This window comes from Arthrobacter pullicola (assembly GCF_014836875.1).
Taxonomy (GTDB): Bacteria; Actinomycetota; Actinomycetes; order Actinomycetales; family Micrococcaceae; genus Arthrobacter_B; species Arthrobacter_B pullicola.
Map to the genome: position 1 here is coordinate 216,544 of NZ_JACSQC010000004.1, position 15,083 is coordinate 231,626.

Here is a 15,083-nt window from a genome sequence, read left to right on the forward strand (position 1 = left end):
ACGGATCCTGCCTTGCCTCAAAGGGTGGATGAAAAACTTTTGCGGTGCGGTGGGGGTCTCTAGTGCGCCAGGATCTTGCCGAGGAAGTCCTTGGCCCGGTCGCTCTTCGGGTGGGTGAAGAACTCCTCGGGGGTTGCCTGTTCGACGATCTGGCCGTCAGCCATAAAGATCACGCGGTCGGCGGCCTTCCGGGCGAAGCCCATTTCGTGGGTAACCACGATCATGGTCATCCCCTCCTGGGCCAGTTCGACCATGGTGTCCAGGACCTCGTTGATCATTTCCGGGTCCAGTGCCGAGGTTGGTTCGTCGAACAGCATCACCTTGGGCTTCATCGCCAGCGCACGGGCGATGGCCACACGCTGCTGTTGTCCGCCGGAAAGCTGAGCCGGAAGCTTGTTGGCCTGGTTGTCGACGCCGACCCGCTTGAGCAGGGTCATGGCCTTTTCCTTGGCCTCAGCGGATTTCTCCTTCTTGACCTTGATCGGGCCCAGCGCCACATTGTCCAGGATCGATTTGTGGGCAAACAGGTTGAACGACTGGAACACCATGCCGACGTCGGCACGCAGCTTCGCAAGGGCCTTGCCCTCGGCGGGCAGGACCTTTCCGTCAATGGTGATCTCGCCGTCGTCAATGGTTTCCAGCCGGTTGATCGCCCGGCAGAGGGTCGATTTGCCCGAACCGGACGGGCCGATCACCACAACCACTTCGCCGCGGGCCACCTCAAGGTTGATGTCCCGCAGCACGTGGAGGTCCCCGAAGTGCTTGTTAACGTTCTTCAGCGAAACGAGGGGTGCTGCGGCTTTTTCAGGTACAGGCTGCCCTGGTGTTGTGTCACTGGTCATACGTAGAAGATAGCGAACAAATCAAGGAGCTGTGCGCCCCATCACTCCGCCGGGCATAAATCGTGACTCAAGAGAAACACAAACAACCCGGCTAACACCCGGGTCCTCGCGCCTCGCTTTGGGCACGGGTGAGAGACGGGACACGCCTTGCCGCTAGCCTTGGAGCATGGCAATCAGTGACGAGCAAGACCTCACCAACCCGGTAACGGCGAAGCGCCGCGGCCCCGTGGAACTCCGCCGGGGGCAGGCGCGCGTACCGCAGTCGGACCGGTTCCTTCTGGACACCCAGGACGGAACGCACTTCACGCACACCGATCCCTGGCGGGTCCTGCGCATCCAGAGCGAGTTCGTGGAGGGCTTCGGAACGCTTTCCGAGCTGGGGCCAGCGGTCAGTGTCTTCGGGTCTGCACGGAGCCTGCCGGGATCGCGCTGGTATAAAACCGCCGAGCAAGTGGGCAGGCTGCTCTCCGAAGCCGGCCTGGCCGTGATCACGGGAGGCGGTCCGGGGTCCATGGAAGCCGCCAACAAGGGCGCCGTGGAGGCCAGTGGCGTCTCCGTGGGACTTGGTATCGAGCTGCCGTTCGAAACCGGGCTCAATGATTGGGTGGACCTGGGCATAAACTTCCGCTATTTCTTTGTCCGCAAGACCATGTTCGTCAAGTACGCGCAGGGCTTCATTGTCCTTCCCGGCGGCTTCGGCACACTGGATGAACTGTTTGAAGCGATGACGCTGGTCCAGACCCAGAAGGTGACGTCCTTCCCCATCGTGCTGATTGGTACGGATTTCTGGGCGCCGCTGCTGGACTGGGTGCGCGGCAGCCTGCTGGCCGAAGGCATGATCTCGGAGAAGGACCTGAACCTGCTCCATCTGGTCGATGACCCCGCGGAGGCTGTCCGCCTGGTTGTGGCCGACAGCGCCGGGCATGTCTCCCTCTAATTGCCCGCCGGCACAATCTGGGACGATGGGTCGGTGATGATCCTGCTCGCCTTCCTTGCCATCGCCGTCGTCGGCGCAGTCTCCCTCCTGGTGGCCGGCCGGATCGGTCCGGGCAGGTGGCGGCGCGCGCCTGGCCCGGAGCAGGAGAATCCGGAAGGGGAACGTCGTTTCCCGGCCGCTGCCGGACTTGCCGAACCTGATCCCCGGCTGCCTCCGGTGCTTCTGCCGGAACGGCCCGTTGCCGCCGACATCGCGGACCTGCGCTTTTCCGTGGCGCTGCGGGGCTACCGGATGGACGAGGTGGACGATGTTCTGGAGCGCCTGGCTGCAGCCCTGCTGGAACGTGACGCCGCTCTGGCCGAGCTGCGGGGCCTGGGCAGCGCTCCGGCACCCGGAACGCGTGGGGGAGCCCGGCAGGAACAGTCCGAATGACGGCACAGCCGGGCCCGGACGGGCTGCTGCGCTGCCCCTGGGCACTTGGCAGCCCGGACTATCTCACCTATCACGACGAGGAATGGGGCCGGCCCGTGGCCGGCGAAGCTGCCCTGTTTGAGCGCCTCAGCCTGGAGGGTTTCCAAGCGGGCCTGAGCTGGATCACCATTCTGCGTAAGCGGGAGGCGTTCCGCGAAGCGTTCTGCGGATTTGACCCCGCCACCGTGGCCCGGTTCGGCGAAACCGAGACCGCGGAACTCATGGCGAACCCCGGCATTGTGCGCAACCGCGCCAAGATCCAGGCCACGATTTCCAACGCGCGCGCACTGCTGGCACTCCCGGCAGGAGAGTCCCTGGAGATCCTGCTGGGCAAACACCGCCCGCAGCCCGGACCGGCACCCCGGACGACGGCGGATGTTCCGGCTTCCACCCCCGAATCCGTCAGCCTGTCCCGCGGACTTCGGGCCAGGGGCTTCCGCTTCGTTGGCCCTGTCACGGCGTACGCCATGCTGCAGGCCACCGGATACGTCAACGACCATCTGGAAGCCTGCAGCATCCGGAAAAGCTGCTAGCGGAGCGTCCCGCACGCTGCCCGGTTGTGGCGTCAGACACACCGAAATTTCGCCTGCTTAGCACTTGTGCGGAATAATGATCCAAAATGCAGCTCGGTGCCCTAAGCAACGGCACCGATCGGCAGCAGTACAGGTGACTACTCGGGGACTAACCCCGCTGTGCACTGTTGAAAGGGGAACTTCAAGATGGCTGCGATGAAACCGCGTACGGGTGATGGACCCATGGAGGTCACCAAGGAAGGGCGCAGCCTGATCTTGCGGGTGCCGATCGACGGCGGCGGACGCCTTGTCGTGGAACTGAACGCAGAGGAAGCCGGCAAGCTCAAGGAATGCCTCCTCGGCGTCACCGGCTAGGCTGGGTGCATGCGTCCTTCCAGGCAAGTTTCCAAGCCTGCGGGTTCCGTGCAGGCTCCCCGCAGGATGTCCATGACGGCGGTTTTGCCGCTGCCGCCGTACCCGCAGCCGGGTGAACCCGGCGCGGAAACCGGCTTCGAGCCTCTGTCCGGCGAGGGCGTGGACGTGCTGGCTGTGGGAATTGCCCCGGGACCCGCTGCGGAATCTGCCCAGGAAGGCACTCCTGCGGACGCGAAGCCGGTTCCCGAGCCGCGCAGCGGGGCTGTTGAAGCTGCTGTGCGCTACGGCGTGGATGTCGCTGCGCGCGCGGATGCTGCAGGAGTCAGCGGGCGGGCCGGGGAGCACCTGGTGGTTGAACCGCCGCGCGGGTCCGCAGGGCTGCCCGGGAAACTGATCTATCTGGGGGTCGGCGATGAGTCCCACCAGAGTCTGCGGCGTGCGGGCGCTGCTTTGGCCCGCGCGACGTTCGGAGCGCAGAAAATACGCACCAGTGTGGTGGACGGACTGACGCCGCAGGCTCAGCAGGCATTCCTTGAAGGTTTCTTCCTGGGCGGCTACCGTGCGCCGAAGACCGGGCTCTCCGACGCCGCCAAGCCAATGGCGGCCCAGATGGAGGTTACCGGGTTGAACCCCCAGGCCCTGGCGCTGGCTGAAATCAGTGCCCGTGCCGCCTGGCTTGCCCGGGACCTGACAAACACACCCCCGGACACCGCCACTCCGGCGTGGATGGCAGCGCAGAGCCGCTCGGTGGCCCAAGCCGCCGGACTCGAGTTCGAGGAATGGGACCCTAAGCGGCTGGCCGCTGAAGGTTTCGGCGGACTCAGCGCCGTGGGATCGGGGTCCGCCAACGGTCCCCGGCTGGTTCGGGTGACGTACCGGCCCGCAGCCGCGGGAGCCGGAAGCGTGGTTCTGGTCGGGAAGGGCATAACCTTCGATTCCGGCGGCATCTCGCTCAAACCACGCGAATCCATGCCCGCCATGAAAATGGACATGGCTGGCTCCGCCGTCGTTCTGGCCGCTGTGCAGGCCGCGGCTGAGCTTAAGCTGCCGTTCAAGGTGACCGCGCTGCTGGCCCTGGCGGAGAACGCGATCGGGGCGGCCTCTTATCGGCCAGGCGATATTGTCACGGCCTGGAACGGCACAACGGTGGAAATCGGCAACACCGACGCCGAAGGGCGGATGGTGCTCGCCGATGCCCTCGCGTACGCAGCCGGAAAGCTGAAGCCGGATGCCCTGATCGATGTTGCCACCCTGACCGGCGCTGCCGCGCTGGGCCTGGGCAAGCGCCACGCCGCACTCTTCGGCAACGATCCAGGTCTGCTCTCCGCCTTTGAGGCAGCGGCCAGCAGTTCCGGCGAGCCGCTCTGGCAACTGCCGCTGGTGCCGGATTACGACTACCTGCTCGACTCCGATACAGCTGACCTGGCGCATGTGGCACCTGTGGGTGCCAAGGCCGGGGCAGGGGCTATCCTCGGGGCACTGTTCCTGGAGAAGTTCGTTGACAGCACGCCGTGGATTCACCTGGATATTGCCGGGCCCATGGAAGCAGCGGGCGACAGCCACGAGTACGCCAAGGGTGCCACTGGTTTCGGGGCCAGGCTGCTCATTGCCTTCCTTCGCGCCCGCGCCGCCCGCACCCTGGCGGGATTGGACGCCTCCTAGGAAACCGCAGGAGGGCTAGTGACGCGCCGGCTGGACCTTGACGGCCAGCAGGAGGCCGTCCCCGGTGGGCAGCAGCGCGGAAACCAGCGCGTCGTTTTCCCGAATGGCTTTTCCGACCTGCCGCATCGTGTTGGTCAGCGGTTCCCGGGCCGCCGGATCCGCCACCCGGCCGTTATCGAGGGCTCCATTGACGATCAGCAGGCCTCCGGGCTTCAGCAGGCGGACGGCCTGCTCCGTGTACACGGGAAAAGCTGGTTTGTCCGCGTCGATGAAGACCAGGTCGTAGGCGTTGTCGGTGAGCCGCGGCAGCACTTCGGCGGCGCGTCCGGAGATGGTCCGGGTGCGGTTTCCCGGAATGCCGGCCTCTGAATAGGCCAGCCGGGCAGCCCGCAGATGGTCGACGTCGGAATCAATGGTGGTCAGGACGGAGTGGGGACCCAGCCCGCGCAGCAGGCAGACTCCCGAAACTCCGGCGCCTGTCCCAACCTCCACTACAGTCTGGGCCTTCGCGGACGCAGCCAGGACTGTCAGCGCTGCACCGACCCCGGTGCTGACGGGATGTACACCAAGTTCGTGGGAACGCTCGCGTGCGCGAAGCAGCACTTCATCCTCGAAGGGCAGGGCCTCCGTGTAGGACCAGTTGGTCTGCTTGTCGGCGCTCATCGGTGTACGTCACTTTCGGTCGGGGCGGCAGGGGAAATCAGGAATAGACAGGAAAAGAAGCAGGAATCAATCCGGAATGCAGCAGGGATGGCAGCCGCTGGGCTGGACCGGCGCCGGGCTGCCTTACCAGCTTAAGGCCAGCGGTGCTGCAAACCGGCCTGGCGCGGCCGTGCCGCGGATCTTGTCATGGGGAATCAAGCCCGAACCCGCGGCCACTTGTGTGCCGAACCACGGCATGCTAACAGCGAACTCCCAGAATCATGCGCGAATATTGATGCTGAAGCCGGCGATCAGGGCCTGCCTGTACCTCTTGCGGTAATACGGCAGCTGACTTGAGCTTTGAAGGGAGGAAGACCATGACCGGGACACTTGACGTTTCAGCGGACGCAGCCGCAGGCGCCGACTGGGTGCGTCCGACCTGGGAAGAAGTGGTGCAGGCGCACTCCGCGAAGGTCTACCGCCTGGCATACCGCCTTACCGGCAATAAACACGACGCTGAGGATCTGACCCAGGAAGTGTTTGTCCGCGTTTTCCGCTCGCTGGCCAATTTCCAGCCGGGCACCCTGGACGGCTGGCTTCACCGGATCACCACCAACCTCTTCCTGGACCAGGCCCGGCGCAGGAGCCGGATCCGGTTCGATGGCATGAGTGAGGAAGCTGAAAGCCGGCTCCCCAGCCCAGGCCCGGGGCCGGAGCGAAGCTTCGAATTCAACAACCTCGACGTTGATATCCAGCAGGCGCTGGAAGAACTTCCCCCGGATTTCCGGGCAGCCGTTGTGCTCTGTGACCTTGAAGGACTGTCCTACGACGAGGTTGCCCGCGCCTTGGGCGTCAAACTTGGCACCGTCCGTTCCCGGATACACCGCGGGCGCACCATGCTGAAGGAGAAGCTCGCCCACCGGGATCCAACCCAGCGCCGGACTCCTGCAGTCAGCCTCAAAATCCCCCGCGTGGTTGGAGCCGGATAGAGAATATGCGCCATCCCCGACGCCATATCCGTGAGTTCCTGGACGCGGAACTGCCGCAGCGCAAACGGGCAGCTGTCCAGGCCCACCTGGAACGCTGTGCCCCCTGCCGTTCCCTCGTTGAAGAGGAACGGCGCCTGCGCATCCGGCTGCGGTCCATGAGCATCCCGCTGCCGGGGGAGGACCTGGCCCAGCGCATTGTGGCCGGCGGAGCCTCAATGCCGGCGGCAGCAGCGGAGGCGAAAAGGCCGCGGACCCGCGCCCGGTACGCCGTCGCCGTCGGCAGTATCCTGACCCTTGTCTCCGGTTTTGTCCTCGCCGGTGCCTACGTTCTGGGCACTTTGGCCGATGAACCCCTCTCAGCTCCGCAGCAGGCGCACCTGCTGGCCGGTTGGAACCAGATAACGGCGGGTTCCTCAGGGGAACTGTCCAGGGAACAGCTGCAGAAACTGCGCGAAGCCGGCTGGTCCTGCCCGGAACTCTCCGAACTCGGCTTCACCCTTGAAGAAGCCAGCGCCACGCACGTGGCCGGCCAGCCCGCGGTCGCCCTGGTGCTCGCCCGCAACGGCGAGAAGATTACGCTGTATGAGCAGCGTCCGGGTGAGAATGAAACGAACTCCGGCGTCCTGCACGCGGTCAGCGAACGGCCGGTAACGGAAGTGGGTTTCACCCTGCAGACCGGTAACCCCGCTACATCGCCCCAGATCTGGCAGGACCCCGCGAAACCCGGCCAGGCGGTGCTCTCCATCGGAAATGTTACTTACACCCTGGCGTCATCTGCGCCGAAGGAAATGGTTGCCGGTGCAGTCAGTGAATTGTCGCTGACTGAGTCCGCCCGGCTGCTTGTTCCTGCCAAGGACCGGGATTCCGGGCCTATGGACAAGGTGATGCGCGGGTTCTCCCTGCTGGCCGGTGCCGGACATTCACTTTGAGTCCACCGTGTAAGTCGCTGGAACCGAGCAGGAAAAGGTAACCTTCAGAAGTGTTCGGAATTAATGGCTATGAGCTGATCGTCCTGGCAATCCTTGCCGTGGCCGTTCTCGGCCCCGAACGGCTGCCCGAATACGCTTCCCAGCTTGCACGCCTGGTCCGCGAACTTCGAAGGATGGCCACCGGAGCACGGGAGCAGCTGCGCGAAGAAGTCGGCCCGGAAATTGATGAGGTGGACTGGCGCAAGCTGGATCCACGCCAGTACGACCCGCGCCGGATCATCAAGGAAGCGCTGCTGGACGACGTCGAAGAGGCAGTCCGCCCGGCTCCGAGGCAGGGGACCTCCGGGCACCCCGTCCGCACATCCCCCGCTGGACCCTCGGCCGCTGCTGCCGCTCCGGCTGCCGCAGTACAAACACCCCCGCCGCCCGTCCAGCGCATCGAGCGCCTCGCAGCCGGGGAAACCGCGCCTTTCGACGTAGAGGCGACCTAGACACGTCCGTGAACCGGGAGGCGCCTGCCTAAGGCCTCCCGCGCGGTTCAGCCGCGCGGGGTAACCCCGAGGCTCTTCCCGGAAAGTCCCCGCGGACGGCGGGCCAGGGTTTGGGCGATGCGCCGAAGCTCCGCACCGGCTGAGCCGTCCTGCGCCGCGGATTCCGTCAGCACGACAGGCAGTCCGGCATCCCCGCCTTCACGCAGGCGGACATCCAGGGGAATGCTGCCGAGCAGCGGAACCGGATAGCCGAGTGCACTGCCCAGCCGGGTGGCGACCAGGTTGCCTCCGCCGGAGCCGAAGAGTTCCATGCGCTCCCCGTTCGGCAGGCTCAGCCAGGACATGTTCTCAATGACACCGGCGACCTTTTGACCGGTCTGGGCCGCAACAGTTCCCGCCCGCTCGGCAACATCCGCCGCAGCAGCCTGCGGCGTCGTGACCACCAGGATTTCAGCCGACGGCAGCAGCTGGCCCACGGAAATGGCGATGTCGCCCGTGCCCGGTGGCAGGTCCAGCAGCAGCACGTCGAGGTCCCCGAAGTACACATCGGTGAGGAACTGCTCCAGCGCCCGGTGCAGCATCGGCCCGCGCCAGGCCACCGGCTGGTTTCCATCGAGGAACATACCAATGGAAATCGTCTTGATGCCATGGGCCACGGGCGGCAGGATCATCTCATCCACCCGGGTCGGGGGTGCGGTGATGCCGAGCAGGCCCGGGACCGAGAACCCGTGGACATCGGCGTCGACCACACCCACCCGCAGACCGGAGGCTGCCATTGCCGCAGCGAGGTTTACCGTCACCGTGGATTTGCCCACGCCGCCCTTGCCGCTGGCCACGGCGTAGACACGGGTCAGGGAATCCGGCCGGCTGAACGGAATCCCGCGGGCTCCGCCAGGCCCGCGGAGCATCGTCTTGAGCTCTTCGCGCTGTTCCGGGCTCATTACGTCCAGCTCAACGTCCACCGACGTGATGCCTGGAACGGCGGCGAGCTCGCGCTCCACGTCGCCGGTGATGGTTCCGCGCAGCGGGCAGCCCGCGATAGTCAGGAGCACGGAAACGCGGGCGGCTCCGGCGTCGTCGACTTCCACGCTGCGAAGCATGCCGAGTTCGGTAATGGGACGCCGGAGCTCCGGGTCGATCACCCGGTCAAGCGCGGTCCGGGCCTGCTGCTCCAGGGTCCTGGCAAGGTCGTTCACCGGCAATTCTTAGTCCTCTCCCATGCCGGGGGTGATCCTGGGCAGCGACGCGGTTGCGTCCGGACTGCGGCGGCGCTGGCCCCGGCGGCCGGCATCGTCCCGGCCGTCGTTGGCCTCCAGGAGCTCTTCGAGCAGGCTCCGGATCTCTGAGCGGACATAGTCACGGGTGGCGACTTCGCGCAGGGCGATCCGCAGCTCGGCGATTTCCCGGGTGAGGTACTCCGTGTCCATCAGGTTGCGTTCAGCGCGTTCGCGGTCCTGGCGCATGGAGACGCGGTCCCGGTCGTCCTGCCGGTTCTGCGCCAGCAGGAGCAGGGGAGCGGCATAGGAGGCTTGGAGCGAGAGCATCAGGGTCAGCAGCGTGAAGCCCAGCGCCACACTGTCAAAGCGGAGCGCCTGGGGTCCCCAGGTGTTCCAGCCCAGCCAGACCAGGCAGAAGACGGTCATGTACAGCAGGAACTGCGGGGTGCCCATGAACCGGGCAAAATTCTCCGTGGCGTGGCCAAAGGCATCGGGGTTCGGGGACAGCCGCGGCAGCCACCGGGTGCGGGCGGTGCGCGGGGTGTCCAGTCCGTCGGTACGGGGGCGGTTTTTCTCAGCCATTCTTCCTTCCCTGCCACGTAATGGGGCCGGTGTCGTCGGAGGCACGCCAGTCATCCGGGAGGAGGTGGTCCAGCACGTCGTCCACCGTTACGGCTCCCACGAGCCGGCCGCCGTCGTTCACTACCGGCAATGAGTTCAGGTTGTAGGTCGCGAGCATCCGGGAGATCTCGCTGATATCCGCGTAGTCACGGACCGGTTCAAGGTCAGTGTCCAGGATGTTTCCCAGGGCCTCGGGCGGAGCGGCCCGCAGCAGTTTCTGGATGTGCACGACGCCGAGGTAGCGTCCCGTGGGAGTCTCCAGCGGGGGGCGGCAGACGTAAATAGAGGAGGCGAGGGCCGGGGTGAGCTCCTCCTTGCGGACGTGGGCCAGGGCTTCGGCCACGGTGGCCTCCGGCGGGAGGATCACGGGCACCGGCGTCATCACCGAACCGGCAGTATCCTCTTCGTACTGCATCAGGCGCCGCACGTCGCGGGCGTCTTCGGGCTCCATCAGCTGCAGGAGTTCTTCCTTCTGCTCCTCCGGCAGCTCGTTGAGCAGGTCGGCGGCGTCGTCCGGATCCATTTCCTCCAGCACGTCCGCGGCACGCTCCAGGTCGAGGGACTGCAGGATCTGGACCTGATCGTCGTCGGGCAGTTCCTGGAGGACGTCGGCAAGGCGCTCATCCTGGAGTTCGCTGGCCACCTCGATGCGGCGCTTGCCGCTCATCTCATGAAGTGCCTCGGCGAAGTCGGCGGCCTTCAAATCATCATGCTGGGCAACGAACTGCGTGGCGGCCTGCGGGCCGGAAATGTCCCAGTGATAAATCTCGGCCCAGTCCACGATCAGGAGCTCGCCGCGCCGGCGCAGTCCGCGCAGCCGTGAGGTCTGCCCGCCGCGCCGGACGAAGAGGCTGGAGACATGCCAGTCCCCGGCACGGTTCTGCTCAATGGCAATATCCTCGACGGTGGCCTCACCGCCGTTGTCCGCGAGGATCACCTTGCTGTCGAAAAGCTCGGCGACCACCAGCATTTCCGCGCCGCGCTGCTGGAAGCGGCGCAGGTTGACCAGCCCGGTGCAGATGATCTGGCTCGGATCCATGGAGGTGATCCGCGTGATCGGCACGAAGACCCGTTTTTTGCCAGGGACCTCGACGACGATTCCCACGGCCTGGGGCGGCCGGCCGGCGCCGCGGTCCAGCACGACGGCGTCGCGGAGGCGGCCCAGACGGTCCCCGAGCGGATCGAAGACATCCAGGCCGAGCAGCCGTGCAATGAAGACTCGGGTGGGATTTGTGCTCACCCTTCTTAGGCTACTTGGCGGCGGCGGGATCGGCGTATTACGGCGCTGCCAACCGGGCTCGGCGTTCACTGCGAGCGATACATTCACCCACAACGGGTCCAGTTGCGAAAGAATGGGGGAATGTCGAACCTATTTGGTGGATCAACGCAGCGTGACCCGGGACGCAACCTGCCCCGCGGCGAACTCGTGGGCCGCTACACCGCGTACCTGGATGCCCAGAAGGCGGTGGACTACCTGGCCGATTCGAAGTTCCCCGTCCAGCTTGTCTCCATTGTCGGCAACGAGCTGAAATCAGTGGAGCGGGTGACCGGAAGGCTGTCCTATCCGCGGGTGGCGTTGTCCAGCGCCGCGACCGGTGCCTGGTTCGGCCTCTTCGTTGGTCTCGCCCTGATGCTGTTCGGCGGGGGAGACTCCTATATTTCGCTGATCCCGTCCATGGCGCTTGGTGCCGTTTTCTGGCTGCTGTTCGGCGTACTGGCGTACGCCTTCCAGCGCGGCCGGCGGGACTTCACCTCCACCAGCCAGGTCATAGCCACCAGCTACGACGTCGTGGTGGCACCGGAAGCTGCCAACGAGGCCCGGAGGCTGCTGCAGCAGCTGCCCATGGTGGGACAGAGCGGGCATCCGGCGCCAGCGCAGGGCCAGCCTCCTTACCAGCCGCCGCAGGGCCAGCCGCCATACCAAGGCCCCCAGGGGCCGCAGGGGCCGCCCCAGAGCCAGGCGCCTCAGCGCCCGTCCACGTGGGCGGACCCGTACGGTGCCCGTGGCGCCGGCAACCCCGGCAACCCCGGCGAAGCAGCGTCCAGCGGAGCCGGGGCGCACGCTGCTGCACCTCAGGGACAGCCCGCAGAGCAGCAGGCAGCTGCAGGGCAGGCTCCGCCCCGGGGCCAGTTCCCCGACCTGCCCGACGGCCGGCCCCGGTATGGTGTCCGGCTCCCGGATGCTGTCCCGGCCGCCCAGGAACACAGCGGTGCCGGTTCTCCGGCACCAGACGCTGCCGCACCTGAACCCGATGCCGCGCAGAATGGAACAACCCCGGAGCAGAAGGACGAGAACCGCTGACCCCAGCAGGTTCCGGGGCCGGCGCAGCCGCTAAGGACCAGATCGGTAAAACCGCAGCCCACAAAAATACCCGCCCGGATGACCCGGGCGGGTATTTTTATGCGCGGGCTGAATGCCCCCGGGCGGCTACGAAGCGTGGATACCGGCCATCCAGGCTTCGACGTCGTCCGGGTTGCGGGGCAGCGCGTCGCTGAGGTTCACCGGTCCGTCCGCAGTGATCAGGACGTCGTCCTCAATCCGCACGCCAATTCCCCGGTATTCCTCGGGAACCGTGAGGTCTTCCTTCTTGAAGTACAGGCCGGGTTCGATCGTGAAGACCATGCCTTCTTCGATCACGCCGTCCAGGTACAGCTCGCGGCGGGCCTGGGCACAGTCGTGGACATCCAGGCCGAGGTGGTGGCTGGTGCCGTGCGGCATCCAGCGGCGGTGCTGCTGGCCTTCCTCGGACAGTGCTTCCTCCAGCGGTACCGGGAGCAGGCCCCAGTCCTGAAGGCGTTCGGCGAGGACCCGCACTGCGGCAGCATGGACATCGCGGAACTTGTTGCCGGGTTTGGCGGCGGCGAAACCTGCGTCCGCAGCATCCAGGACAGCCTGGTAAACCCGGCGCTGGACCTCGGTGAACGTCCCGTTCACCGGGAGGGTGCGGGTGACGTCGGCAGTGTAGAGGCTTTCTGCCTCGACGCCGGCGTCCAGCAGCAGCAGGTCCCCGGCCTGCACAGCACCGTTGTTGCGGATCCAGTGCAGCACGGTGGCGTTGTTGCCGGCGGCAGCAATGGTGTCATAGCCGAGCTCGTTGCCTTCTTCACGTGCCCGGGCAAAGAACGCACCTTCCACGACGCGTTCACCCCGCGGGTGGGAGATGGCACGCGGAAGCGCCTTGACGACGTCGGTGAAACCGTTGACGGTAGCGGCCACGGCCTCGCGCATCTGGGTGATTTCCCAGTCGTCCTTGATCAGGCGCAGTTCGGAGAGCGCCTCGCTGACTTCGTCGTCCAGGGCATCCAAAGCGGAGAGATCGACGTTGTCCGGATCCTGGGCAGTGTTATAGCGGACCGTGTCGACCAGCGCATCGATCATTTCGTCGACCTTGCGAAGCAGGCGGACCTGCACGCCGCCGAACTGCGGGTCCCCCACATTGGCGGTGATCGCGGTTTCAGCTTCGGAGAGGTCGCGGGTACGAAGCCCAACCAGCGCACTGACCTGTTCCAGGTTCAGGCGGGAACCGATCCAGAACGCACCGTAGCGGGCGTTGGAGTAGAACTCCTCGCTGTCCGTGCCGGCCAGCGGACGGAAGTACAGGGTGGCAGTGTGGTGGCCGCCGTCGTCGCCCGTTCCTTCTTCCACCGGCTCCAGGACCAGCACTGCGTCGGGCTCATGGTCCAGGCCCAGTCCGGTGAGATGGGCAAAGCCGGAATGGGGCCGGAAACGGTAATCGGTGTCATTGGAGCGGACCTTCAGCGGGCCGGCCGGGATCACCAGACGCAGGCCCTTGAACCGCTCGGAGAGTTCCCTGCGCCGGGCTGCAGCATAGGGGGCTACCTCAGACTGTGCGGGCAGCTCGTCCGATTCCGCGGCCCAGCCGGAGGACATGAAGTCCTTGAACGCCTGTGATGTGGGGCGCTGAGAGCGGTTGTTCACCCGGTCATCAAGGGGCTGTCCCTCGGACAGCTCGTCGAGGCCGGCGTCGGCGGGGTTTGGGAAATTGGCTTCAGTACTCACCTGTCTATGCTCTCACCGCCTCAGAACTGGGCCAAACACTCCTGCGGAAAGCCGGGACGGTCCTGCAGGACCCGGTGCGGGTGGACGCGTAGATTGGTGGGGTGAGAATCGATCTGCACACCCACTCCAACGTTTCAGACGGCACGGAACCACCCGGCGCTGTTATGGCGGCAGCCAGTGCGGCCGGCCTGGACGCCGTTGCGCTGACGGACCACGACTCCACGGCCGGCTGGGCAGAAGCGGCGGAAGCTGCACGCGGACTGGGGCTGGTGTTCATTCCGGGCATGGAGGTTTCCTGCCGGACGGCAGACGGCATCAGCGTCCATCTGCTCTCCTATCTGCACGATCCGGCCCACCCCGGCCTCCGGGCGGAGATCGCGAAATCAAGATCAGCGCGGATAACCCGGGCCGAGCGCATGGTGGAACGGCTGGCGGAGGATTATCCGATCAGCTGGCAGGACGTCCAGGAGCAGGTGGCCCCCGGGGCAACCATTGGCCGGCCGCACATCGCCGACGCGCTGGTCGCCGCCGGTGTGGTTCCCACCCGGTCCGCCGCTTTTGCGGGCATCCTGACGGCCCGCTCGCGCTACTTCGTGGCGCACTATGCGCCGGAACCGGCGCTGGCCGTGGAACTGATCCGCGCGGCCGGCGGGGTGCCGGTGTTTGCCCATCCCGAGGCATCTTCACGGGGCAGGGTGGTGGGGGAAAAGACGTACCTCGAGATGATCGACGCCGGCCTGGCCGGACTCGAAATCGACCACCGGGACAACCCGGAGCCGGGACGGGAGTACCTGCGGCGTCTGGCACACAGGCATTCCCTGCTGGTCACGGGGTCCAGCGACTATCACGGCACCGGCAAACCCAACCGCCTGGGGGAGCACACCACCGACCCTGCCGCTTTGGAGGAGATCGCCGAGCTCGCCACGGGAACCGGCCTGGTGACGCCCTAGGAGGCTGCGTGCGGCGCGCGTCCTGCCCGGGTTCCGTCCGGCGCCCAGGACTCCGCAGTGCCCACCTAGCGCATTCCTGTGATTCTGCCAAAAAATGCACTGGATCCTTCCGGGAAAGCGCATCTGCACACTTCGAAACAGAACTGTGACATTTCATTATTCATATCTGTGAATTGAAATATGTTAGGTTGTAGAAAGTCCGCGGACGCCATGGGGTGGCATTCGCGGAACGGAGACCTGTGCCCTGAAGCCACAGGGGCTCCTCGCGGCAGCGAACGGCTGCCGGTCGCGGTTTGAGTGAACTCACCGCTGTTTGGGCGGCGCCTGGAGTGCCGCTTCCCCGATGAGCAGGCGGCACCTTATGGGTTTATCTGCGGAGAAATACTTTTCCGCGCACTGTGCCTGCCATCTTTCGTAGGGCCCG

The 15,083-nt window shown here is 65.9% G+C and carries 16 protein-coding genes; 10 read left to right on the plus strand and 6 right to left on the minus strand.

Features of this window, described 5'->3' with window-relative positions; all coding sequences use genetic code 11:
- Positions 1 to 59 precede the first annotated feature (59 nt).
- Positions 60 to 842 carry an amino acid ABC transporter ATP-binding protein gene (locus H9638_RS09880; protein ID WP_191747015.1) on the minus strand — a complete coding sequence of 261 codons (783 nt, stop codon included), beginning with the start codon at positions 840 to 842 and terminating at the stop codon, positions 60 to 62.
- Positions 843 to 1,008: 166 nt separating this feature from the next.
- Between H9638_RS09880 and H9638_RS09885 the strand changes: the two genes are divergently transcribed.
- The 5 genes from H9638_RS09885 (at position 1,009) to H9638_RS09905 (ending at position 4,799) form a co-directional block, all read left to right on the plus strand.
- Positions 1,009 to 1,779 (plus strand): LOG family protein, encoded by a 771-nt coding sequence (locus tag H9638_RS09885; protein WP_191747016.1) that lies wholly within the window; start codon positions 1,009 to 1,011, stop codon positions 1,777 to 1,779.
- Positions 1,780 to 2,211: a DivIVA domain-containing protein gene (locus tag H9638_RS09890; RefSeq protein WP_225217255.1), complete on the plus strand. Its 432-nt coding sequence runs from the start codon at positions 1,780 to 1,782 to the stop codon at positions 2,209 to 2,211.
- Positions 2,208 to 2,783 carry a DNA-3-methyladenine glycosylase I gene (locus H9638_RS09895; protein ID WP_191747017.1) on the plus strand — a complete coding sequence of 192 codons (576 nt, stop codon included), beginning with the start codon at positions 2,208 to 2,210 and terminating at the stop codon, positions 2,781 to 2,783. The genes H9638_RS09890 and H9638_RS09895 overlap by 4 nt, the downstream gene beginning before the upstream one ends.
- Before the next feature lie 186 nt (positions 2,784 to 2,969).
- Entirely contained in the window at positions 2,970 to 3,137 is a 168-nt protein-coding gene (locus H9638_RS09900; protein WP_083521353.1) for a DUF3117 domain-containing protein, read from the plus strand.
- 72 nt (positions 3,138 to 3,209) lie between these two features.
- On the plus strand, positions 3,210 to 4,799 hold the full coding sequence (locus H9638_RS09905; RefSeq protein WP_191747018.1) for a leucyl aminopeptidase family protein: 1,590 nt from the start codon (positions 3,210 to 3,212) through the stop codon (positions 4,797 to 4,799).
- A gap of 15 nt (positions 4,800 to 4,814) precedes the next feature.
- On the opposite strand, the gene H9638_RS09910 is transcribed toward H9638_RS09905, so the two are convergent.
- On the minus strand, positions 4,815 to 5,462 hold the full coding sequence (locus tag H9638_RS09910; RefSeq protein ID WP_191747019.1) for an O-methyltransferase: 648 nt from the start codon (positions 5,460 to 5,462) through the stop codon (positions 4,815 to 4,817).
- Between the two features lie 356 nt (positions 5,463 to 5,818).
- On the opposite strand from H9638_RS09910, the gene sigE reads away from it, so the two are divergent.
- Genes sigE through H9638_RS09925 form a run of 3 tightly spaced genes read left to right on the plus strand, consistent with a single transcriptional unit; the run spans position 5,819 to position 7,850 of the window.
- On the plus strand, positions 5,819 to 6,430 hold the full coding sequence (gene sigE, locus H9638_RS09915; protein ID WP_191747020.1) for an RNA polymerase sigma factor SigE: 612 nt from the start codon (positions 5,819 to 5,821) through the stop codon (positions 6,428 to 6,430).
- Positions 6,431 to 6,435: 5 nt separating this feature from the next.
- Positions 6,436 to 7,359: a zf-HC2 domain-containing protein gene (locus H9638_RS09920; protein WP_191747021.1), complete on the plus strand. Its 924-nt coding sequence runs from the start codon at positions 6,436 to 6,438 to the stop codon at positions 7,357 to 7,359.
- 50 nt (positions 7,360 to 7,409) lie between these two features.
- Complete coding sequence (locus tag H9638_RS09925; RefSeq protein ID WP_191747022.1) at positions 7,410 to 7,850, plus strand: Sec-independent protein translocase family protein; 441 nt, start codon at positions 7,410 to 7,412, stop codon at positions 7,848 to 7,850.
- A gap of 47 nt (positions 7,851 to 7,897) precedes the next feature.
- Here the strand turns inward: H9638_RS09925 and H9638_RS09930 are convergent, their stop codons facing one another.
- Genes H9638_RS09930 through H9638_RS09940 form a run of 3 tightly spaced genes read right to left on the minus strand, consistent with a single transcriptional unit; the run spans position 7,898 to position 10,928 of the window.
- Positions 7,898 to 9,046: an Mrp/NBP35 family ATP-binding protein gene (locus H9638_RS09930; RefSeq protein WP_318241843.1), complete on the minus strand. Its 1,149-nt coding sequence runs from the start codon at positions 9,044 to 9,046 to the stop codon at positions 7,898 to 7,900.
- A gap of 9 nt (positions 9,047 to 9,055) precedes the next feature.
- Positions 9,056 to 9,649, minus strand: coding sequence for a DUF1003 domain-containing protein (locus H9638_RS09935; RefSeq protein WP_191747023.1), 594 nt, complete (start codon positions 9,647 to 9,649; stop codon positions 9,056 to 9,058).
- Positions 9,642 to 10,928 carry a magnesium transporter gene (locus H9638_RS09940; protein WP_191747024.1) on the minus strand — a complete coding sequence of 429 codons (1,287 nt, stop codon included), beginning with the start codon at positions 10,926 to 10,928 and terminating at the stop codon, positions 9,642 to 9,644. Before H9638_RS09940 ends, H9638_RS09935 begins: the two co-directional genes overlap by 8 nt.
- 120 nt (positions 10,929 to 11,048) lie before the next feature.
- Between H9638_RS09940 and H9638_RS09945 the strand changes: the two genes are divergently transcribed.
- Positions 11,049 to 11,990 (plus strand): general stress protein, encoded by a 942-nt coding sequence (locus H9638_RS09945; RefSeq protein ID WP_191747025.1) that lies wholly within the window; start codon positions 11,049 to 11,051, stop codon positions 11,988 to 11,990.
- A gap of 126 nt (positions 11,991 to 12,116) precedes the next feature.
- Here H9638_RS09945 and H9638_RS09950 read toward each other — a convergent pair whose 3' ends face one another.
- Positions 12,117 to 13,709: an aminopeptidase P family protein gene (locus tag H9638_RS09950; protein ID WP_404799657.1), complete on the minus strand. Its 1,593-nt coding sequence runs from the start codon at positions 13,707 to 13,709 to the stop codon at positions 12,117 to 12,119.
- A 101-nt stretch (positions 13,710 to 13,810) separates the two neighbouring features.
- Here H9638_RS09950 and H9638_RS09955 point away from each other — a divergent pair, with 101 nt between their 5' ends.
- Positions 13,811 to 14,659, plus strand: coding sequence for a PHP domain-containing protein (locus H9638_RS09955; protein WP_191747026.1), 849 nt, complete (start codon positions 13,811 to 13,813; stop codon positions 14,657 to 14,659).
- Positions 14,660 to 15,083 lie beyond the last annotated feature (424 nt).